The organism is Limosilactobacillus sp. (assembly GCF_022651205.1).
Lineage (GTDB): Bacteria > Bacillota > Bacilli > Lactobacillales > Lactobacillaceae > Limosilactobacillus.
This window is the reverse complement of record NZ_JALCQI010000032.1, coordinates 1-16,590: the sequence shown is the minus strand read 5'-3', so window position 1 is coordinate 16,590 and position 16,590 is coordinate 1. Positions and strand designations below refer to the sequence as shown.

Genomic DNA, 16,590 nt, shown 5'->3' with positions numbered 1-16,590 from the left:
CTATCCAATGGTTAGTTACAGGATATATGCTTGTAATTGGGATCATCCTTCCATTATCAAGCCTAATTTCAAAGTGGTTTACTAGTCGACAAATTATCGTCTTTGGCTTAGCTGCATTTATCATTGGATCAGTCATTTCAGCTTGTGCAAACGACTTCTTAGTAGTGCTTATCGGTCGAATGATTCAGGGGATCGGTACCGGATTAATCTTGCCATTAATGTTTGCTGTTGCAATGCAAATATTCCCGCCACAAAAATTAGGAGCCGTCCTAGGAATTTGTGCCTTAGTAATTATGTTTGCTCCGGCAATCGGACCAACACTTACTGGACTAATCCTTGCTAAGTTATCCTGGCGATGGATTTTCTGGCTATTTATCCCCTTCTTGGCATTAGCATTGATCTTTGCGATTACATCGTTAGATAACGTTAATAATATTACTAAGCCGCACGTTGACTGGCTTTCAATTATCGAATCCGCAGTCGGCTTCTCTGGACTGGTTATTGGTGCTAGTCTATCAAGTCGTGATGGTTGGCTTTCCGTATCGGTTCTCTCTGCATTAATAATCGGCGTTATTGTTTTGGTATTTTACGTTCACCGTCAACTACACCTGACAGAACCAATTCTAAACTTAAAACTATTTAAGACTACCGCTTTCACAACCGGAGCACTACTAGTAATGCTTGACTTTGGAATCATCCTATCTGCGATGTACTTATTACCAAACTACTTGCAAAACGGTTTGATGGTTCCCGTTGCATTAACCGGGATTATTATGCTCCCTGGGGGAATTATCAACGCAATTACTTCCGCCTTTGCTGGTCGGCTTTACGATAACATTGGGGCACGAAAGCCAGCGATCATTGGATTTATTATTGCATTGATTGGTGTAATTATGTTTGCCTGTGCATCAGACCATTCATCAATTGCATTTATCATTGCTGCTCATGTAATTTTAATGATTGGTTGTCCATTAGCAATGGCACCATCACAAACCAGCGCATTAAATTCATTAACTGGTCTCGAATCAGCTGATGGAAGTACCATTTTAAATACTCTTCAACAAATCGTTGGAGCTCTGGCAACCGCATTGGCTACTAGTTTCCTTGAACTCGGCCGTTCCAATATTTCAGGAAATGGTGCTGTTCGCTTTACTAATGGTTTCCACTACGGAATCTACTTTACAGTTATTCTAGTGGTAATTGCCTTGATCTTTTCCTTTAGGCTCCAAGACCGTGCTAAGGAGACAAAGGATATTAATTAGTTGTAATTTTTAGCTAAATCAATAATAATAAGACCAACCACTTATTAGTTATAAGGAGTTGGTCTTTTGTTTTCATTACCTGTTGGAATTGGCGAAGTTCATGCAATGCACGAATTATTTAAGCTAAACCCACGCTTGGCAATTATTGTTCTTTTACTTCTTATTTGCTTGGCGTTTTATTTAAAAAATAAGTAAGTAATAAAGCCCTCGATATTCGGATGAACCTGAATACCGAGGGCTTATGTTATAGTGAATGCCTATCAATTATGCTTGTTTGCTTCTGCGTGAATACCGATTTTTAATAACTCCTTTGCGGCTGCGGAAACGGTTAAAGAATTCTTCTGTGCATATTGTTTAACAAGCTGATAAGCTGCTAAATCTTCGGCACCACGCCAAATGATTCCCGTAACTTGACCATGTTCTTTTTGCATTAATTCTCCTCCTTTTATCACTTACCCCACAGTATCTGTGGGATCCGTTGTAGGATAATTTTCCGGTCATGAAGCTGGAAATGGTTTGTTTTGGGAACAATTACCTGCTTATAACGAATTTCTGGATGGATCCTGACAAGCGATTTCAGCATTTCAGATTGAATGTGCGGAACCTCATCATCATTTCCACCCATTACATTAAAGATCCTAACCGTTGACTTAGGATCCCACTCACCCATTTCACGTTCTAGTTGGTGAAAGTTCTTGTCTTTAGACTTCCGGTTTAAATTGGGCACAAACTTTACCTTGATCCCAAAACTCTCTTCAACTGGAACACCAAGGAAAATAACATTACGTAATTGAATCTCTTTTCGAAGCTTCTTTGAGCTCATATAAGCATGAATAAATTCAGTCCCACCGTATGAGTGAGCAATGACGTTCATTTTGTTAATATGGTAGCGATCATGCAAAACTTGAAGGACGTTTGTTAATTGGCGAACCTGGGGATGGTACGTCGCATTATAGTTCCAATTATATAGCACTTGAATAAGAGCATTCTTTTGCCCGTGATAACTACCACTGTTTTTCACATTCCCTGTTGGTGATACCCAAATTGTCATCACTTTTTGTGCATAATTGTTTTGTTGTAAATAGCAAACCATCCGACGATAAGTCGTTGTATTACCACCCCATCCAGGGATCATTACGGTTGGAGTTTGCTGGTAACTAATCGTTGAGTGGTAACGATTAGTTCTTAACCGATGATTTGGCAAGGGCAGTAAAACCGCAAATTGGACAATTAGTCCCAATATGAGAATACAGCCAAGTGTTGCTGCAATTTCTTTAAATAGTTTTCGCATCTACTGTCATCTCGGTCCTGTATCAGCCAAACAACCGTGCCCAGAATCCCTTCTTCTTCGGCTTTTCTGTTGAGACTTCATTAGTCTGTTCACCATGATCAGCCACTGGTTCAGCTTTAGCATATGGATTTCGTTCACCGATCCACCGGAAAAATTCTGGGGCTTTAATTTCTACAAACTTTCCTCGCTTACCGTTAATCCCGTCAACGCAAAGCTCAATCGGTAAAGCATTACGGTATTTCTCGATGCTATCAGCGGTAAATCCATTAAAGGTGTTCAACTTAGAAATATCGAAAAGCAAGCTATCATCACCTTCACGATATTGGAAGTCATCTTGCTGCGTTAGGTAAAGTTTAGCCCACCGGTTTCGTGAACTTTCCTTAAAGTCATCACAAATAGTATGGGAGAAATAATCAGGTAGAGGCATGTTGGCCATCTCATAGTAATTTTTGAATAATTGCCGTGTCATGGCAAGAAAGTCAAGACGCCCAGTCGTTGAATTAAAGTCTCGCCATGGAGTCTCATCATCTTCGAGAAGGTTCGCCATCCGCATGACAAAGTCCTTAAAGAGGGTGTTGTTAAGCGTCTTCCGGACATTGAAGATGTACTGGTTGGCGGCGCCTTTCTGCGATTCGTCAATTACCTTATCAATTTGAAGGTAGTATGTTCGCCGAGCAGTCTCACGAAGCATCGTAAAACCTGAATCGTAGTTTGTTGTTCCGATTAATGGTGCGATTGGTTGGGGATGGTTAACTAGCTCATTCATAATATCGACAACCAAGTGACGACTATATTGATCCTGTTGGAAAAAGTAAGGTTCAATTTCATCCATTAAAACTGGATATGAGCTTCCAAGTTTCATGTAATGTTCCATTGCTTCAACCGTCTTCGCCTTCTTTTGAGGCGTTTGCGAGGGATAAATCGTACCAAAGTCAATCAATGAACGATCCGTATTCCATGTAAGTTGGTTGATAATTCGCAAAAGGGTCGACTTTCCTGAACCAGCCGTAGCCCCTAGCACTAAGAAGTTTGGGACATCATTCCCATCCTCAGGATTAAGACTAGCTTTAGAACGAATTTCCCATAAAAACGGTGCGGTAAAACTATAAAGAATCGCCTCAAAGAATCGTTTCCCATAATCAGCGTCATAGTCCACAACAAATCTTTGGTAACCCTTCATCACCGCATCAATACTCTTTAAGCCATCACGAATTTCTGAGATAGTAGCAATCTTCCCAAATGGGATCGGATGAGTTCCGGTGTCATTAGGAACGTATAATCCACTATTATTATTAGCGATATTTCTTTCCATTGGTCGATCATAAAGAAAGGTCGTGTACTTTTTCTCAGCATCACGTTGTTGGGGTGACATTCCACTAATTAAGGCTTCTTGAACCTGCTTAGTGATCTTCTCCCGCGTTTTCAGTTTTGGCTTAGCAGCTCGTGGTGATACTGATTCTTTTTGCAACGTGTAAATTGTGTCATGTTGCTTTACTTGTTTAGCAATTTTTTCCTTTGTTTGGGACCGATCCATGGTAACATCACGCATTGACTTAGTAATCATCTCTGGAATCAAGTCGTGGTCAATATCATGTTGAACATCATGTTTTAATAAATCAACCATATCAGTCTCAGCGATCTTGTCGGTAGTCTCATTATCAAGGATTACCGGACCTGTGACATCATTCTTACCAGCTTTCTGATCCTTTTTTCCCTCTTCAATCTGCTTTTGGGCAGCCTTGATCAGGTTAGTGGTAAAGAAAGGGCGTAACGCAGGCTTAAGATCATGTTTAAAGTGGTTAGCTAGGTTTTGATATAGCCGAATATTATTATCGAAGACTAAAATTTCTTCATATTGATTCCGCTTAGCATCGAAGGATTCTTCGGTAAGGTTAACACTCCCAAGAATTACCCGGGTATCATGAGTAGTAGAATTGCTTAATAGGTAGAACTTAGAGTGGATTACTTGAGTTGGTGCAATCTCAATCTGGAACAGGTTATTTAAAACATTCGTCTGATTATCACTAGTCAAGGCCGAGAAGATTTTAGCAGCTTCCTTATTTGCAGAACTAAGAAGTGCGTCCGTTAACGCAACCTTAGTTACCATCTCATCAGCATTCATGTCAGTAGTCGACTTTTCGGAACTCAATGCCACTTTAATACTAATAAAACGACTGAGATATTTATTAATAAAGTCAGCTGTGATCTTCCCCGTAACCGCAGTTAGTTGGTTATATTTTTGAGGATCAAACAATTGATGAATCTTTAACGGTGGTGTCTCTTGCCCATCAAACGCAATATGAATTTTTCTTATATCGGAAGTTTCTGTCATGACTATATAATCCTTTTCTATCGATAAACATATTAATTTTATTTTCGACTATTTACTAGCTTTTTGCAAGTGGTTATCAGTGAAGGGATTAAATAAAAAGAGAATGGGACAGAACTAGCTTGCCTAGTTCGTTGTCCCATCTCCGCAAGGATGGCTACGACGCGAAGCTAGCCTACTAGGGGTTGGTCAAATGCTGATTTATCAGCGTTTGAACTGCCAGCCAGCTACTGCGCTGTTGCGTTTTAATCTTTAAAATAATTAAGAGGCTAGGTTAATTCCCAGCCTCTTCCACTATTCAATTAAAGTAAATGCTGCTGCTTCATTATTTCACCAATCCAATTTCCCTTAAGTTTCTTTAGAAGAGGCTTTTCAATGATCTTTGGAATTGGCAAATCCATTTCTTCAATTGGCTTTTTATCATTCATGTAGTACATGGCCCGCATTAATTCACGAATATCGTAAATTGAATTGAAGACTTCTGGAACACCCCGATCAACATCAAGTAGCGTATAAACGGCCTCCATTGCAGTCCGAACGGAATATTCAGTTGTAAAGACGGTGTCACGGCTTGGTGATTCAGCAAAGTTGCCGATAAAGGCAAGGTTAGCCGAACCATCAGGAACAACAGCTGGCCGGTCGCCCTTAACCCGTGGCATAAAGTAACTGGTAATAAATGGCATGTAGACAGGAACCGTATTAATAGAACTTTCCTTTGCTAAGTCATCAATTAAGGCTTCTGGAACACCAAGGTGGTATAACCATTCCTTAGTGATCTCTTCACCAGTACAATCAACGATCCGTTTCTTAATATAATTCCCCTTTGTGTTGGAATATAGGCCATAAATCCAAACGATCGTTTCGTTCTTCTTTTGCTTCTTAAAGTGTGGTTGACGGTGAATCGTCCAGGAAAGCATCCAGTTAGAATCAGTAACCGTAATGATCCCACCGGTATTAACTTTACCGTCATGAAGATCCCGCTTAGTTAAACGCTCAATATATGGTTCAACTTGTGGATTCTCAATGGTTGCAGTAGCAGAAACAAACCAGCTTCTCCCGGGAAGATTCTTGCAAAAGACATCTGGATGACCGAAGTCAGGTGATTGCTTAGCCAGGTTCTCCCATAACTTCCAGCTACCACCAAGTGCCTGTGTTGGCCGTGCTGCTTGATGATGGCTACCATAAGTAGAACTCTCTGTAATTGACCCATTAGTTACGAAGACAAGATCATCGTCAGTTAATTCGATCTCTTTTTCCTTACCTGCTTGGGTTAGCAAGATCTTCTTGGCATGCTTTTGTTGATTTTGTGTGCCAACAATTACATTCTTAACCTGAGAATCGTATTCAATCTTAACTTTGTGATCCTTCAAGTAGGCCAATAATGGCTTAGTCATTGATTCATACTGATTATATTTATTAAACTTTAATGCTGTAAAATCAGGCAAACCGTCAATGTGATGAATAAACCGCATCATGTAACGCCGCATTTCGGCTAATGAGTGCCAGCGTTCAAACGCAAACATCGTTGACCAATAAATCCAGAAGTTGCTGTCGAAGAAATCTTCAGAAAAGTATTCACCAATTGTCTTTCTTCCCAGCTGGTCCTCCGGTGTCATGATTAGCTTAGTTAGCTCTTTAATTGATTTCTTGCTTAGACCATATTTCCCATCTGAAGGGACTTCATTCCCCCGTTTATAAGTTAAGCGACAATTAGAACTGTTTGGATCTTCCTTATCTAACCAGTAATATTCATCGAGGTAAGAAGCACCAGGAATTTCTAGAGAAGGGATTGAACGGTACATATCCCACATACATTCGAAGTGGTTTTCCATTTCACGACCACCACGGGTTACAAAACCAACTCCAGGTCGATCTGCACCATCAAGCGAACCACCAGCAACTGGCAATTCTTCAAGAATATGAATATTTTCTCCAGGCATCTGTGCATCACGAATCAGGAAAACAGCAGCTGATAATCCTGCTAATCCTCCCCCAACAATGTACGCATGCTTTTTTTCTACACCTGCGGGCTTCTTTGGTCGAGCAAAGGCTTCATAATTACCATTTGAATAGTACATTTTAATAACTCCCTTCAAAATCAGGCCATTAGCATTACGTTATCTTAATTTTAGTGAAAGCGGTTGAAAGTGTCAATTTTATTAAACAATGAATCCCAAAATGATCAAAATTGGATAGTTAAATTAGTTAAAAATAAGAACCACAAAAGAAAAGTCCCTTGTAGTTCTAAAGCTAATTATTCAATTGTGTTACCGCTCCAGTAGCATAATTAATGGATATGTTCCTTTGCACATTCGGAATAAATGAATTAATCCGCAAAGAGCCGTCCCTACTCTTTGCTTCAATATGCGCCCCGGCGGGAACTAAATCATTGCCATTGTAGATATCGGTGACCCGATAACGAACCTGCTTATTTTGGTCAAGCGCCTTCCTAACAAGTCCTTCGTAATAGTTTTGACCAGTGGAGGTCTTACTACGGGCTTCGTTTGCCCAAGCAGTCTGGGTTGCAATGTTACTTGGGTTAGCTTCGGAGGCATCAAAGCCACGAATTCCACCTACTAGAGCATAACCAAGTAGGTGACCACGATCATACGCATGAGAATAGCCCCCTGAAAGGTTATGGGCTTGTAAGAAACCCACTGGCCGCCAATTAGTAGCACCGTTACCAGTTTTTTCCCGGTTTTGATACTGTCTAGTAGTTCGGTTTAACCAGGCGTCACCTTGCCAAGCACGTCCTTGAGCATCAACGTGATTAACCGCATACGGTGCGCTGGCAATGTTGGCATTCAAATTTGTTCGATTATCGTTAACAATGAAGGCTCCATAACCGTTCCAGGTAAGTGTTCCTTTTAACTGTCGACGAACATCCGGTGTTAAAACGGATTCAGCTTGTTGTTTAGTAGGTGGCAACAAGGAATGGTGACTGGAATTGTGACCTCTCCAATGGATCAGCATTGACACTTGATTACCAATAGCTGCCCTAATCTGTTCTGGCTTCTGTGTTGCTCCACCAATAACAAGGATTGCCAATAGTGCCAAAATACTATTGATCAGTTTCTTCTTAAAACGCATCTTGTTGACTCCCTTAACTCGAATAATTCTTAACTTATTTTACACAACAGAACATCAGTTTGAAAGTAGGATCGGTTAAATTTAACAATAATAATGAATAAAGACGATCGTCGTAGCCTAAAATTAGAACTACGAAGGTCGTCTTTATTAGGAACATTTACTTTTCTTTACCTTCGTGAACACGAACACGATAAATAATACTCATGATGATCAAGAAGATCACACCGACTGATACTGAAACTCGAGTATCTGGATTAAAGAACATGAAGAGGAGGATGACCGTCAAGGCAATCAAACTAAAGTAATTGTATGCCGGGTAAAGTGGCATCTTGAATGGGTGATCCTTCAGTTGTTCGGGATGTTCTTTCCGGAAGTGTAGTTCAGATAAAAGAATGATAAACCATGGCACCATTCCGGGAAGGACACTTGAACTATAAACGATTACGAAGATGTTTTGAGCAGCGGAACTAAAGATTGACATTAACTCGTTAACCGCAAAGCCAAGGAAAATCCAGAAAGAAATCGTTAAAATAGCAACGTTTGGAACAACTCGTTTAGAAAGTTTACTGAAGAACTTTGGTACTTCACCATCAACTGAAAGCTTAAAGAGCATCCGACTAGCACTATAGATTCCAGAATTAGCCCCTGAAAGTGCGGCAGTTAAAACAACAAAGTTAATGATTCCGGCCGCTCCAGTAATCCCGACCTTAGTGAAGGTTTCAACGAATGGTGAACCAACAGCCTTCAATTCATTCCATGGGTAAATCGAAACAATTACGAAGATTGCACCGATATAGAAGATTAAGATCCGCCAGATAACTGACTTAACTGACTTAACAATTGCGTGACGTGGTGATTCCGCTTCACCAGCAGTAATTCCCAACAACTCAATTCCCTGGTATGAACCTGCAATTACGGATAGTGAGAACATAAAGCCCATAAAGCCACCGGTGAAGAAACCACCGTGAGACCAGAGGTTCGAAATACCAACTGGGTGCCAATTGTTACCAAGACCTAAAACAATAACTAATAGCCCAAGAATGATCATTGCAATAATCGTAACCACTTTAATCATCGCAAACCAGAATTCGAGTCGACCATAAGCTTTGGCTGAGGCAAGATTTGCTAGCGTCAAAATGATAATCATGATCAGTCCAGAAATCCAATCGGGCAGGTTCGGCCACCAATAATTTAGGTATTGGCTCATTGCGATAATGTCTGAAATTCCAACGATGATAAATTGGAAAACATTACTCCATTTTGTTAAATACCCAGCAACTGGATGGATATATTTAGAACCGTAATCAGCAAAGGAACCTGTCCCTGGACTGATATAAATTAATTCTCCAAGTGCTCGCATAACACCGTATAGCACAAGCCCGACAAAGGCATAGGCTAATAGGACAGATGGACCAGTCCACTTAATCGTTGAAGTTGCCCCCATGAAAAGACCACTACCAATTGTTCCACCAATGGCAATCATTTCCATTTGACCAGGCGTCATCGTCCGATTTAATTTTACTTTATTTTCACTCATGTCTAACTCCCCGTTTCCCTTAATTAAAAAAGCTACCCAAAAAGTCCCCCTCAACCATTTTTATTTAATCTTGGTTGAGTAACTTCTGGATAGCTGTTAACTTACAGAATTTATAGATTATTAAAGGTACTCAACCACTGTAGTTGTTGTTGTGGTTGAGGTGGAGGTTAGACGTTGAATAATTACTTTTTGACTTAACATAGTTAATTCCTCCAATACATTTCTTTCAATGACATTAGAATACTATTAGAAAATTAAAAATGCAAGCCTTTTTTGCTATTTTTGTCGTTTTTGCCAAAAAAGTGTTGTTACCGCCGTAACGATTCCGGTAATTAGAACACCCATTAACGTAGTCCTATTATCAGTCTGGTTCCCCGTTTGTGGCAGTTTATCGGTAATTTTCCCGTTTTTATTCCTATGGGACTTCTCATCACTACTTAACTTCTTTAATTCTGCTGAATCTTGATCCAAGATTTTCTGAAGTTCGGTACTATCTACTGGAGAGTTATTTTCGTCAACGGCACTGTCCGATTTGATCAAGGATGGTTCTCTAGAATAGTTAGGACTTGAGGTTGACGTTATCTGATTATTGAGGATAGCAACTTGCTCTTCTGGGCTTTGAGATCCCTTTTCAGGGTAAATTTGAGGTTGCTCATTCTCTTCTACTTGGGTTGATTCATCAATAACGGAAATCCCTTCGGTTTGAGTGCTTTGTTCTTCATTTGTACTTTCAGTCTGGGTATTATTGTTGACAACTGTTGATGCCTCTGTTTGACTGCTGGCATCTCTTTCAGCTTTCTCTGTTTGGGTTACCTGATCTTTACTATTCGATTCAGTTTGCGTTGAATGACTATTCTGTGAAACTACTGGCTGGGTATCGGTTTGAGTACTGTTATCTTTTTGCGATTGTTCGGTCTGCGATTCTTGATCCTTAGCATCTAGTCCAGTTTGGTTACCATTTTCAGTTACTGATGTCGCATCCGTCTGGGTTGATTGATTATTCTGAGAAACTATTTCAGGTTGAATGGTTTGGGTGCTACCATCTTTATTATTTTGGTCACTCTGAACTCCTTGCTCTTTACTATCTGGTCGCTCGGTCTGCTGTCCTTCATTTTTTGCTAATTCAGTTTGAGTTCCGTCATCACTAGTTGGTTCTTGCTCAGTCTGACTTTCACTACTAGTAGCTTCACCATTCGTCTGAACTTGCTCTTCTTTAACTTCTGGTTGCTGCTGATTATTATCAGGCCCCTCTTTTTCTAATTCATTATCATGATTTACCACTTGCCCGTCAATTTTCTGAACGGGCTGAATTAACAACTTATATGGACCCAGGGTGGTTTGATATAGCTTAAGTCGCTTTGGTAATCCTTCTGGATGAAGATATTCAAAACCATTTGGTGCTGGTGGCAGATCGTACCATTGGCCAACGATGGTCGACTTAGCATTCCACGTTCGACCATTAAACTTAAAATTCTGGTCATAGCCATAGAAAGATTGTCGATAGTCAACCAATTCTTGACGTTCGGGAACATGATATTGATGGTACTTGATATTCACCGTTTGGTTCTGATCATTAATTGTTACTGGTTGGAATTGAACTTGATAAACGTTAGGCTCAAATTCATCATAGTTTGGTACGAAGAAGGATAACCAATAGCTTGGTGTTACTGCTTGCCACTTATTAGCGACTTTCTTAAAAGTCACCGTTTGCTGGATTGTCTGCATCCCCTTATACGGATCATCAATCTGAATTGTCCTCGTAATTTGACGAACTTTATCTTGATTTCCCAGTTGTTGACCACTCGCAACCTGATCAGTATTTTGTACTGCGGCATGACTAATACTTGGCGTCACTGCCATTGTCATTAAAACGGTTGCGGAAGTGATGCCGACACATTGCTTAATAATTGATTTCTTGTTATACATAAAAATTCCTCCCAAATTGGCTTACATAATACCAATACGGAAGAAATTCGTTTTTTCACGAAAAAAGTTTCAATTATTTGTTAAAGAGCATGAATGACCTTTTCAATATCATCAACAATTTGTTCTGGTGTTAAGTGATACCACTCATAAAGGACATCAAGCGGAACATTATCAGCAAATTCACGTGGTGCCCCAAAGTTTAATACTTTCATTGCCTTTGGGCCATAGTAACGAGCAATCGTTTCACCAAAGCCACCACTAACATTGCCGTCTTCTAGCGTGACAACAACGTCATGATTTTCTGAAAGGTGGTGCAAGTAATTCTGATCGATTCCAGTAACTGACTTTGGATTAACTAAGGTTGCGTTGATATTTAGCTTCTTTTGTAGCTGATCACAAACATCAAGTCCTAATTGCCAGGAATCACCGACAGCCATAATAGCTACTTCACTACCTTGACAGGCAACGTCATAGTGAATCAAACTGTAATCATCTTGACTAACCTTACCGTGAAGAAGCTTCTTTTCTGGCTCCCGAATTACAACAGGTTGTTCAGTTTGCTTTAGTGCCCACTTTAACATTGAAATCATTTCTTCAACGTTTGTTGGCGCCAGGTATTCAATATTTGGCAAGTCAGAAATCATGGAAATATCAAAAGTTCCCTGGTGAGTAGCCGAACCAGAAGCAATCGTTCCACCACGGACAATCATTACAACTGGTGCATCATTCAATGCCATATCATGAATAAGCTGATCATAGGCCCGCTGAAGGAATGTACTATTTTGGAAAACCACTGGCCGAGCTCCAGCCGTTGCCATTGCGACAGCCGTTGTAATAGAATCTTGCTCAGCAATCCCTACGTCATAATAATGATCCGGGTATTTAGCTTGGAACTGTTTAAGGTTAAATACTCCTGGAATAGCTGCGTTAAATGCCACTACAGGCACACCAGCATCAATTTGCTTTCCTAACTCGGTCAAAACTGCATCGCTGTATGTTTCAGTGCTTTCCTGATCTTTTACTTTACCGGTCTTAATATCAAATGGCGGTTGCCAATGCCATGTCATTTTATCCTCAACGGCTGGTTTGTATCCCTTACCTTTCAAGGTATTAACATGGAGAACGATTGGGTGGTCAATATCCTTAACATCCTTAAAGGCGTCAATCATTGTTTGAAGATCATTACCATCAGCAACGTAACGGTAATCTAAGCCCATGAATTTAAAGATATTGTTCGCTGCTTTACCGTCTGTATCACGTAATTCCTTTAGTCCTTGATACAAACCACCCTGATCCTTATCAATTGCCATTTGATTATCATTAACAACGATAATCAAATTAGAATGAAGTTTGGCCGCATTGTTTAAACCCTCAAATGCTAAACCACCACTTAAGGAACCATCACCGATTACAGCAACAACATTATCTGTTGAATCAGGATGCATTAAATCCCGTGCCTGCGCTAGCCCAACGGCAAGTGAAACGGATGTCGAGGTATGCCCAATTTCAAAGAAGTCGTGGACACTCTCTTCGGGTGATGTATAACCAGAGATGTCTTCGTAGTGGTCAGGGTCAAGGAAACCTAATTTACGTCCAGTCAGCATCTTGTGAGGGTAACATTGATGTGAAACATCCCAAACTACCTTATCATGTGGAGAGTCAAAAACGTAATGGTAGGCAATCGTTGTTTCCATAATTCCTAAATTAGGCCCAACGTGACCGCCAATTGCTGCGTCTCGCTCAAGCACTAATTGACGCATTTCTGTAGCCAGTTGTTTTAATTCGTCAAGAGACATTGACTTAATATCTGCCGGTTCATTCACCCGGTTAAGAAGGTAATCTGGATGTCGATTCATCTGTGCCACCCTTTCTAATTGATGATCTAATTATTATATTTCGTTTTGTAAAGATAATTTAAAACATTTATTTTTATTTTAACACGTTTTTCATTCCTTGCAGAAATTCACCCCAACTTAAATTGACGAATGATAGTTCCTCATTTAAGATTAAATGTGACTATACTAAAAGGGATGAAATCGTTGAATCAGTTAACAAACGCGGCTACAGAAAAGCTGTCGCCGTTTAAAGAACTAACACCAGAACAAGAAAAACTGGTCAGTTCTATTATCAAGTTTACCCAGAGCCATCTAAAAGAGAACTTTCCAGCTATTTACACAATTTATGGGGATGCTGGAACGGGAAAAAGCGTTGTCTTGTCAAACCTCTTTGAACGAATTCAACGGGCAGCTCGTCAAGATCAAGAATCTCCCTTTTTTAAGACCCAGAATTATTTTTTAGTTAACCATCCTGAAATTCTAAAGGTCTATCGTGAAATTGCCGGTCCAATTAAGGAGCTTTACAAGAAGGACTTTACCCGTCCCACTTCATTGATTAATCAATTAGACAAGAAGCACCAGACGATTGATGTAGCAGTGATTGACGAAGCTCACTTATTGCTATCAAAAGCTGATCACTATAATAATTTTTACCACGATAACCAGCTAGTTGAAATTATTAAGCATGCTAAAGTAGTTATTCTAGTTTTCGATCAATACCAAGTACTTCGGATGAAGAGTCTTTGGACCCCTGAACGCTTGGAAAAGATTACCCACCAGTATCCTCACCAAGAATATCATCTCCACCATCAGTTCAGGATGACTGCTAGTGATAGTCTGATCAGTTGGTTTAACCATTTTACCGATGATTATGAGCTGACTCCCCTACCTCAAGATAGCCGTAAAAATTATGATTTTCGTATCTATGATGATGCTGAAGAAATGCGTCAAGCGATTGTTCAGCGAAATAAAGAGGTCGGCTTATCACGGATCTTATCTACATCCGGTTATCCTTCAACTCTTGATGGTGGAAAGCATTATATTAATGAAGGACGATTTAAGCTTCCATGGGATCAGTATAACTACACTGTTACCCCTTGGGCCGAATTGCCCCAAACGATTAATGAAGTCGGCTCAATTTATACATGTCAAGGCTTTGACCTGAACTACACCGGAATTATTATTGGTCCACCAATTAGTCAAATTTCAGGAACGTCAAAGTTACAGATTAATCTTGATAAATATACTGATTCTGAAGCATTTAAAAAGCGAGACGATTTAACTGATCCAAAGGAAATTAAAGCTCTTGAGGAACGAATGATCATGAATTCATTAAACGTCCTTTTTAAGCGGGGCGTCTATGGAACCTACATCTATGCTCACGATCCCCTCTTGCGATCTTCACTTGTCCAATTATTTAAAAACGCTGGTCTCAATTATTAGGAAAGTAGAGTATGCTATGAAAAAGAAGCCTCTCAATAAAAAACTATTGATCACTGTAGGAGTGATCTTAGCCATTATTATCGTTATTTTTATTTACCAAAACTATAAACCAGAAATCGATTTGCTGATTCATCCTGTTCCCAATGAAAAAGAACAACTTCTACATATGATTCGGGCCCATGGAATTGCCAATTCACTCCTGCTCCTCGTTCTTATTGCAGTTCTTAACTCAATTCCCGGCCTATCCAACTCGGTTATCTGTATTCTATCCGGTCTTTGTTATGGGCCTCTCTTTGGTTTCATCATTAATTGGATGGGAAACGTTCTTGGTAACTGTGTTGTCATGAGTCTTATTCGTCAAATTAACTTCTCTAAGAAGATGAAACATCACAAGTTAATCAAGTCCCTGATGCAGCAAAAACATCCATTAATCGGTTTAACAATTGGCTTTATGATTCCAGTTGTTCCAAGTATTCTCGTAAATTATGCTGGAGCACAATTAAACGTTAACCGAAAGCAATATATGGCAATGGTTCTGGTTGGAATGGCACCAACCTCATTCCTTTATGCCTTCGGTGGTGATGCCATCTTCAGAGGAAGTCTCAAACGGATTATTAGTGCGGCAATTTGTATCGTAATTCTAATTGGGATCTACCTGATCGTTAAGAAAATTGACAGTATGCGGAAGCAACGTCTAGATACAGAAGCCTAATTCTTATCCTAATAAAGAGGTTATCAAAGTTCACTTCATGGACTCTGGTAACCTCTTTTATTGATCGGATATTTATTTAATTACTGCTGAAGCGGTTAACAAATTCAGCAAGATATTGTGTAGTGAGACTTTGTGGATTTTTAACCAGCTCATCAGGTCGCCCCTGGGCTACAATCTTCCCACCATTTTGGCCTCCACGTGGTCCGAGGTCAATTAGATAATCAGCATTTACCATTAGGTTGACATCGTGAGTGATAATAATAATCGTTGCTCCACGGTCAATTAGTCGCTGCATCACTTGGAGAAGAACCTGGACATCTAACGGGTGAAGTCCAACAGATGGTTCATCAAAAACAAATAGAGTTGTCTTTTGCTGTCTGTTAAGATGTTTGACAAGCTTTAAGCGTTGCGCTTCACCACCCGAAAGTGTTGGGGTACTTTCACCAAGGTGGAGGTAACCCAGGCCAACCTCATCAAGAAGTTTTAATTCTCGTTGAATTTTGGGAACTTCTTGAAAAACAGGAATAGCGTGGCGGACGTCCAGATTCAAAATGTCAACGATCGAGTAATGATGCCACTTAACCTGCTGAATTTCCTGATTATAGCGATCGCCATTGCAAACAGGACATACCTGTTGCATATCAGGTAAATACTGAATATCTAAAGTGACAATTCCGGTTCCGCCACAATTTGGGCAAGCACCCTGCTTATTATTATACGAGAAATAGCTGGCTGTCCATCCCTTATCCTTAGCCATCGATTGAGCAGCAAATAGCCGTCGAAGGTTGTCCATAATATTAGTATATGTAGCAACTGTTGAACGGGTGCTCTTCCCCACTGGAACTGCATCCACACTCACAACGTTCTTAATTGGCGTTGTCAGGTTAGTAACTTGCTTCGGGAGCGGTTCTTTATTCTCTTGAGCCTTCAGTGCTGGAACAAGGCTGTCCAAGATCAAGCTTGTCTTTCCGGCACCGGAAAAACCAGTAATAGCGGTAATTTGGTTAGTCGGGATCTTAGCATTAACATGGTTCAGGTTAAAGTAATTCTCTACCGTAAAATCAGTTGATGACGCTGCCTTTTCAGTCGCTATCCGGCGAACTTTAATCTTAGCTTGACCATTTAAGAACGGCCCGATTAGTGAGTCCTTCTTTTCGGCCAGTTC

Annotated in this window: 12 protein-coding genes; 3 read left to right on the top strand and 9 right to left on the bottom strand. The window is 40.1% G+C overall.

The genetic code is table 11. The features are described 5' to 3' along the window. Positions 1 to 1,262, top strand: a 1,262-nt coding sequence (locus LKJ51_RS06585) for a DHA2 family efflux MFS transporter permease subunit (protein WP_291980203.1), incomplete at its 5' end; no start/stop codon positions are given. Positions 1,263 to 1,522: 260 nt separating this feature from the next. Here the strand turns inward: LKJ51_RS06585 and LKJ51_RS06580 are convergent. The 8 genes from LKJ51_RS06580 to LKJ51_RS06545 form a co-directional block, all read right to left on the bottom strand. After that, positions 1,523 to 1,693 carry a hypothetical protein gene (locus tag LKJ51_RS06580; RefSeq protein WP_291979454.1) on the bottom strand — a complete coding sequence of 57 codons (171 nt, stop codon included), beginning with the start codon at positions 1,691 to 1,693 and terminating at the stop codon, positions 1,523 to 1,525. Positions 1,694 to 1,710: 17 nt separating this feature from the next. Next, a complete protein-coding gene (locus LKJ51_RS06575) occupies positions 1,711 to 2,553 on the bottom strand; it encodes an alpha/beta hydrolase (RefSeq protein ID WP_291979453.1) in 843 nt (280 codons plus the stop codon). 22 nt (positions 2,554 to 2,575) lie between these two features. Then, the gene (locus LKJ51_RS06570; protein ID WP_291979452.1) at positions 2,576 to 4,885 is read right to left on the bottom strand and encodes a phospholipase D family protein; all 2,310 of its coding nucleotides are present in this window, start codon (positions 4,883 to 4,885) and stop codon (positions 2,576 to 2,578) included. Between the two features lie 299 nt (positions 4,886 to 5,184). After that, the gene (locus LKJ51_RS06565; RefSeq protein ID WP_291979451.1) at positions 5,185 to 6,960 is read right to left on the bottom strand and encodes an oleate hydratase; all 1,776 of its coding nucleotides are present in this window, start codon (positions 6,958 to 6,960) and stop codon (positions 5,185 to 5,187) included. A gap of 172 nt (positions 6,961 to 7,132) precedes the next feature. After that, entirely contained in the window at positions 7,133 to 7,972 is an 840-nt protein-coding gene (locus tag LKJ51_RS06560; protein WP_291979450.1) for a DNA/RNA non-specific endonuclease, read from the bottom strand. Between the two features lie 157 nt (positions 7,973 to 8,129). Beyond that, positions 8,130 to 9,509: an amino acid permease gene (locus tag LKJ51_RS06555; RefSeq protein WP_291979449.1), complete on the bottom strand. Its 1,380-nt coding sequence runs from the start codon at positions 9,507 to 9,509 to the stop codon at positions 8,130 to 8,132. Positions 9,510 to 9,785: 276 nt separating this feature from the next. After that, positions 9,786 to 11,435, bottom strand: a complete 1,650-nt coding sequence (locus tag LKJ51_RS06550) for a hypothetical protein (RefSeq protein ID WP_291979448.1) — start codon at positions 11,433 to 11,435, stop codon at positions 9,786 to 9,788. Positions 11,436 to 11,515: 80 nt separating this feature from the next. Next, complete coding sequence (locus LKJ51_RS06545) at positions 11,516 to 13,291, bottom strand: 1-deoxy-D-xylulose-5-phosphate synthase (RefSeq protein ID WP_291979447.1); 1,776 nt, start codon at positions 13,289 to 13,291, stop codon at positions 11,516 to 11,518. 174 nt (positions 13,292 to 13,465) lie between these two features. Here LKJ51_RS06545 and LKJ51_RS06540 point away from each other — a divergent pair, with 174 nt between their 5' ends. Continuing rightward, positions 13,466 to 14,713, top strand: a complete 1,248-nt coding sequence (locus LKJ51_RS06540) for a DUF2075 domain-containing protein (RefSeq protein WP_434737689.1) — start codon at positions 13,466 to 13,468, stop codon at positions 14,711 to 14,713. A gap of 16 nt (positions 14,714 to 14,729) precedes the next feature. After that, a complete protein-coding gene (locus LKJ51_RS06535) occupies positions 14,730 to 15,425 on the top strand; it encodes a TVP38/TMEM64 family protein (RefSeq protein ID WP_291979445.1) in 696 nt (231 codons plus the stop codon). A gap of 76 nt (positions 15,426 to 15,501) precedes the next feature. Here LKJ51_RS06535 and LKJ51_RS06530 read toward each other — a convergent pair. Then, on the bottom strand, positions 15,502 to 16,590 hold a 1,089-nt coding region (locus tag LKJ51_RS06530), incomplete at its 5' end, for an AAA family ATPase (RefSeq protein WP_291980202.1).

Excerpts from the sequence above, each read along its gene's own strand:
- LKJ51_RS06550 (WP_291979448.1), bottom strand. The coding sequence starts at position 11,435 with ATGTATAACAAGAAATCAATTATTAAGCAATGTGTCGGCATCACTTCC.
- LKJ51_RS06565 (WP_291979451.1), bottom strand. The coding sequence starts at position 6,960 with ATGTACTATTCAAATGGTAATTATGAAGCCTTTGCTCGACCAAAGAAG.
- LKJ51_RS06570 (WP_291979452.1), bottom strand. The coding sequence starts at position 4,885 with ATGACAGAAACTTCCGATATAAGAAAAATTCATATTGCGTTTGATGGG.
- LKJ51_RS06560 (WP_291979450.1), bottom strand. The coding sequence starts at position 7,972 with ATGCGTTTTAAGAAGAAACTGATCAATAGTATTTTGGCACTATTGGCA.
- LKJ51_RS06545 (WP_291979447.1), bottom strand. The coding sequence starts at position 13,291 with ATGAATCGACATCCAGATTACCTTCTTAACCGGGTGAATGAACCGGCA.
- LKJ51_RS06580 (WP_291979454.1), bottom strand. The coding sequence starts at position 1,693 with ATGCAAAAAGAACATGGTCAAGTTACGGGAATCATTTGGCGTGGTGCC.
- LKJ51_RS06555 (WP_291979449.1), bottom strand. The coding sequence starts at position 9,509 with ATGAGTGAAAATAAAGTAAAATTAAATCGGACGATGACGCCTGGTCAA.
- LKJ51_RS06540 (WP_434737689.1), top strand. The coding sequence starts at position 13,466 with ATGAAATCGTTGAATCAGTTAACAAACGCGGCTACAGAAAAGCTGTCG.
- LKJ51_RS06535 (WP_291979445.1), top strand. The coding sequence starts at position 14,730 with ATGAAAAAGAAGCCTCTCAATAAAAAACTATTGATCACTGTAGGAGTG.
- LKJ51_RS06575 (WP_291979453.1), bottom strand. The coding sequence starts at position 2,553 with ATGCGAAAACTATTTAAAGAAATTGCAGCAACACTTGGCTGTATTCTC.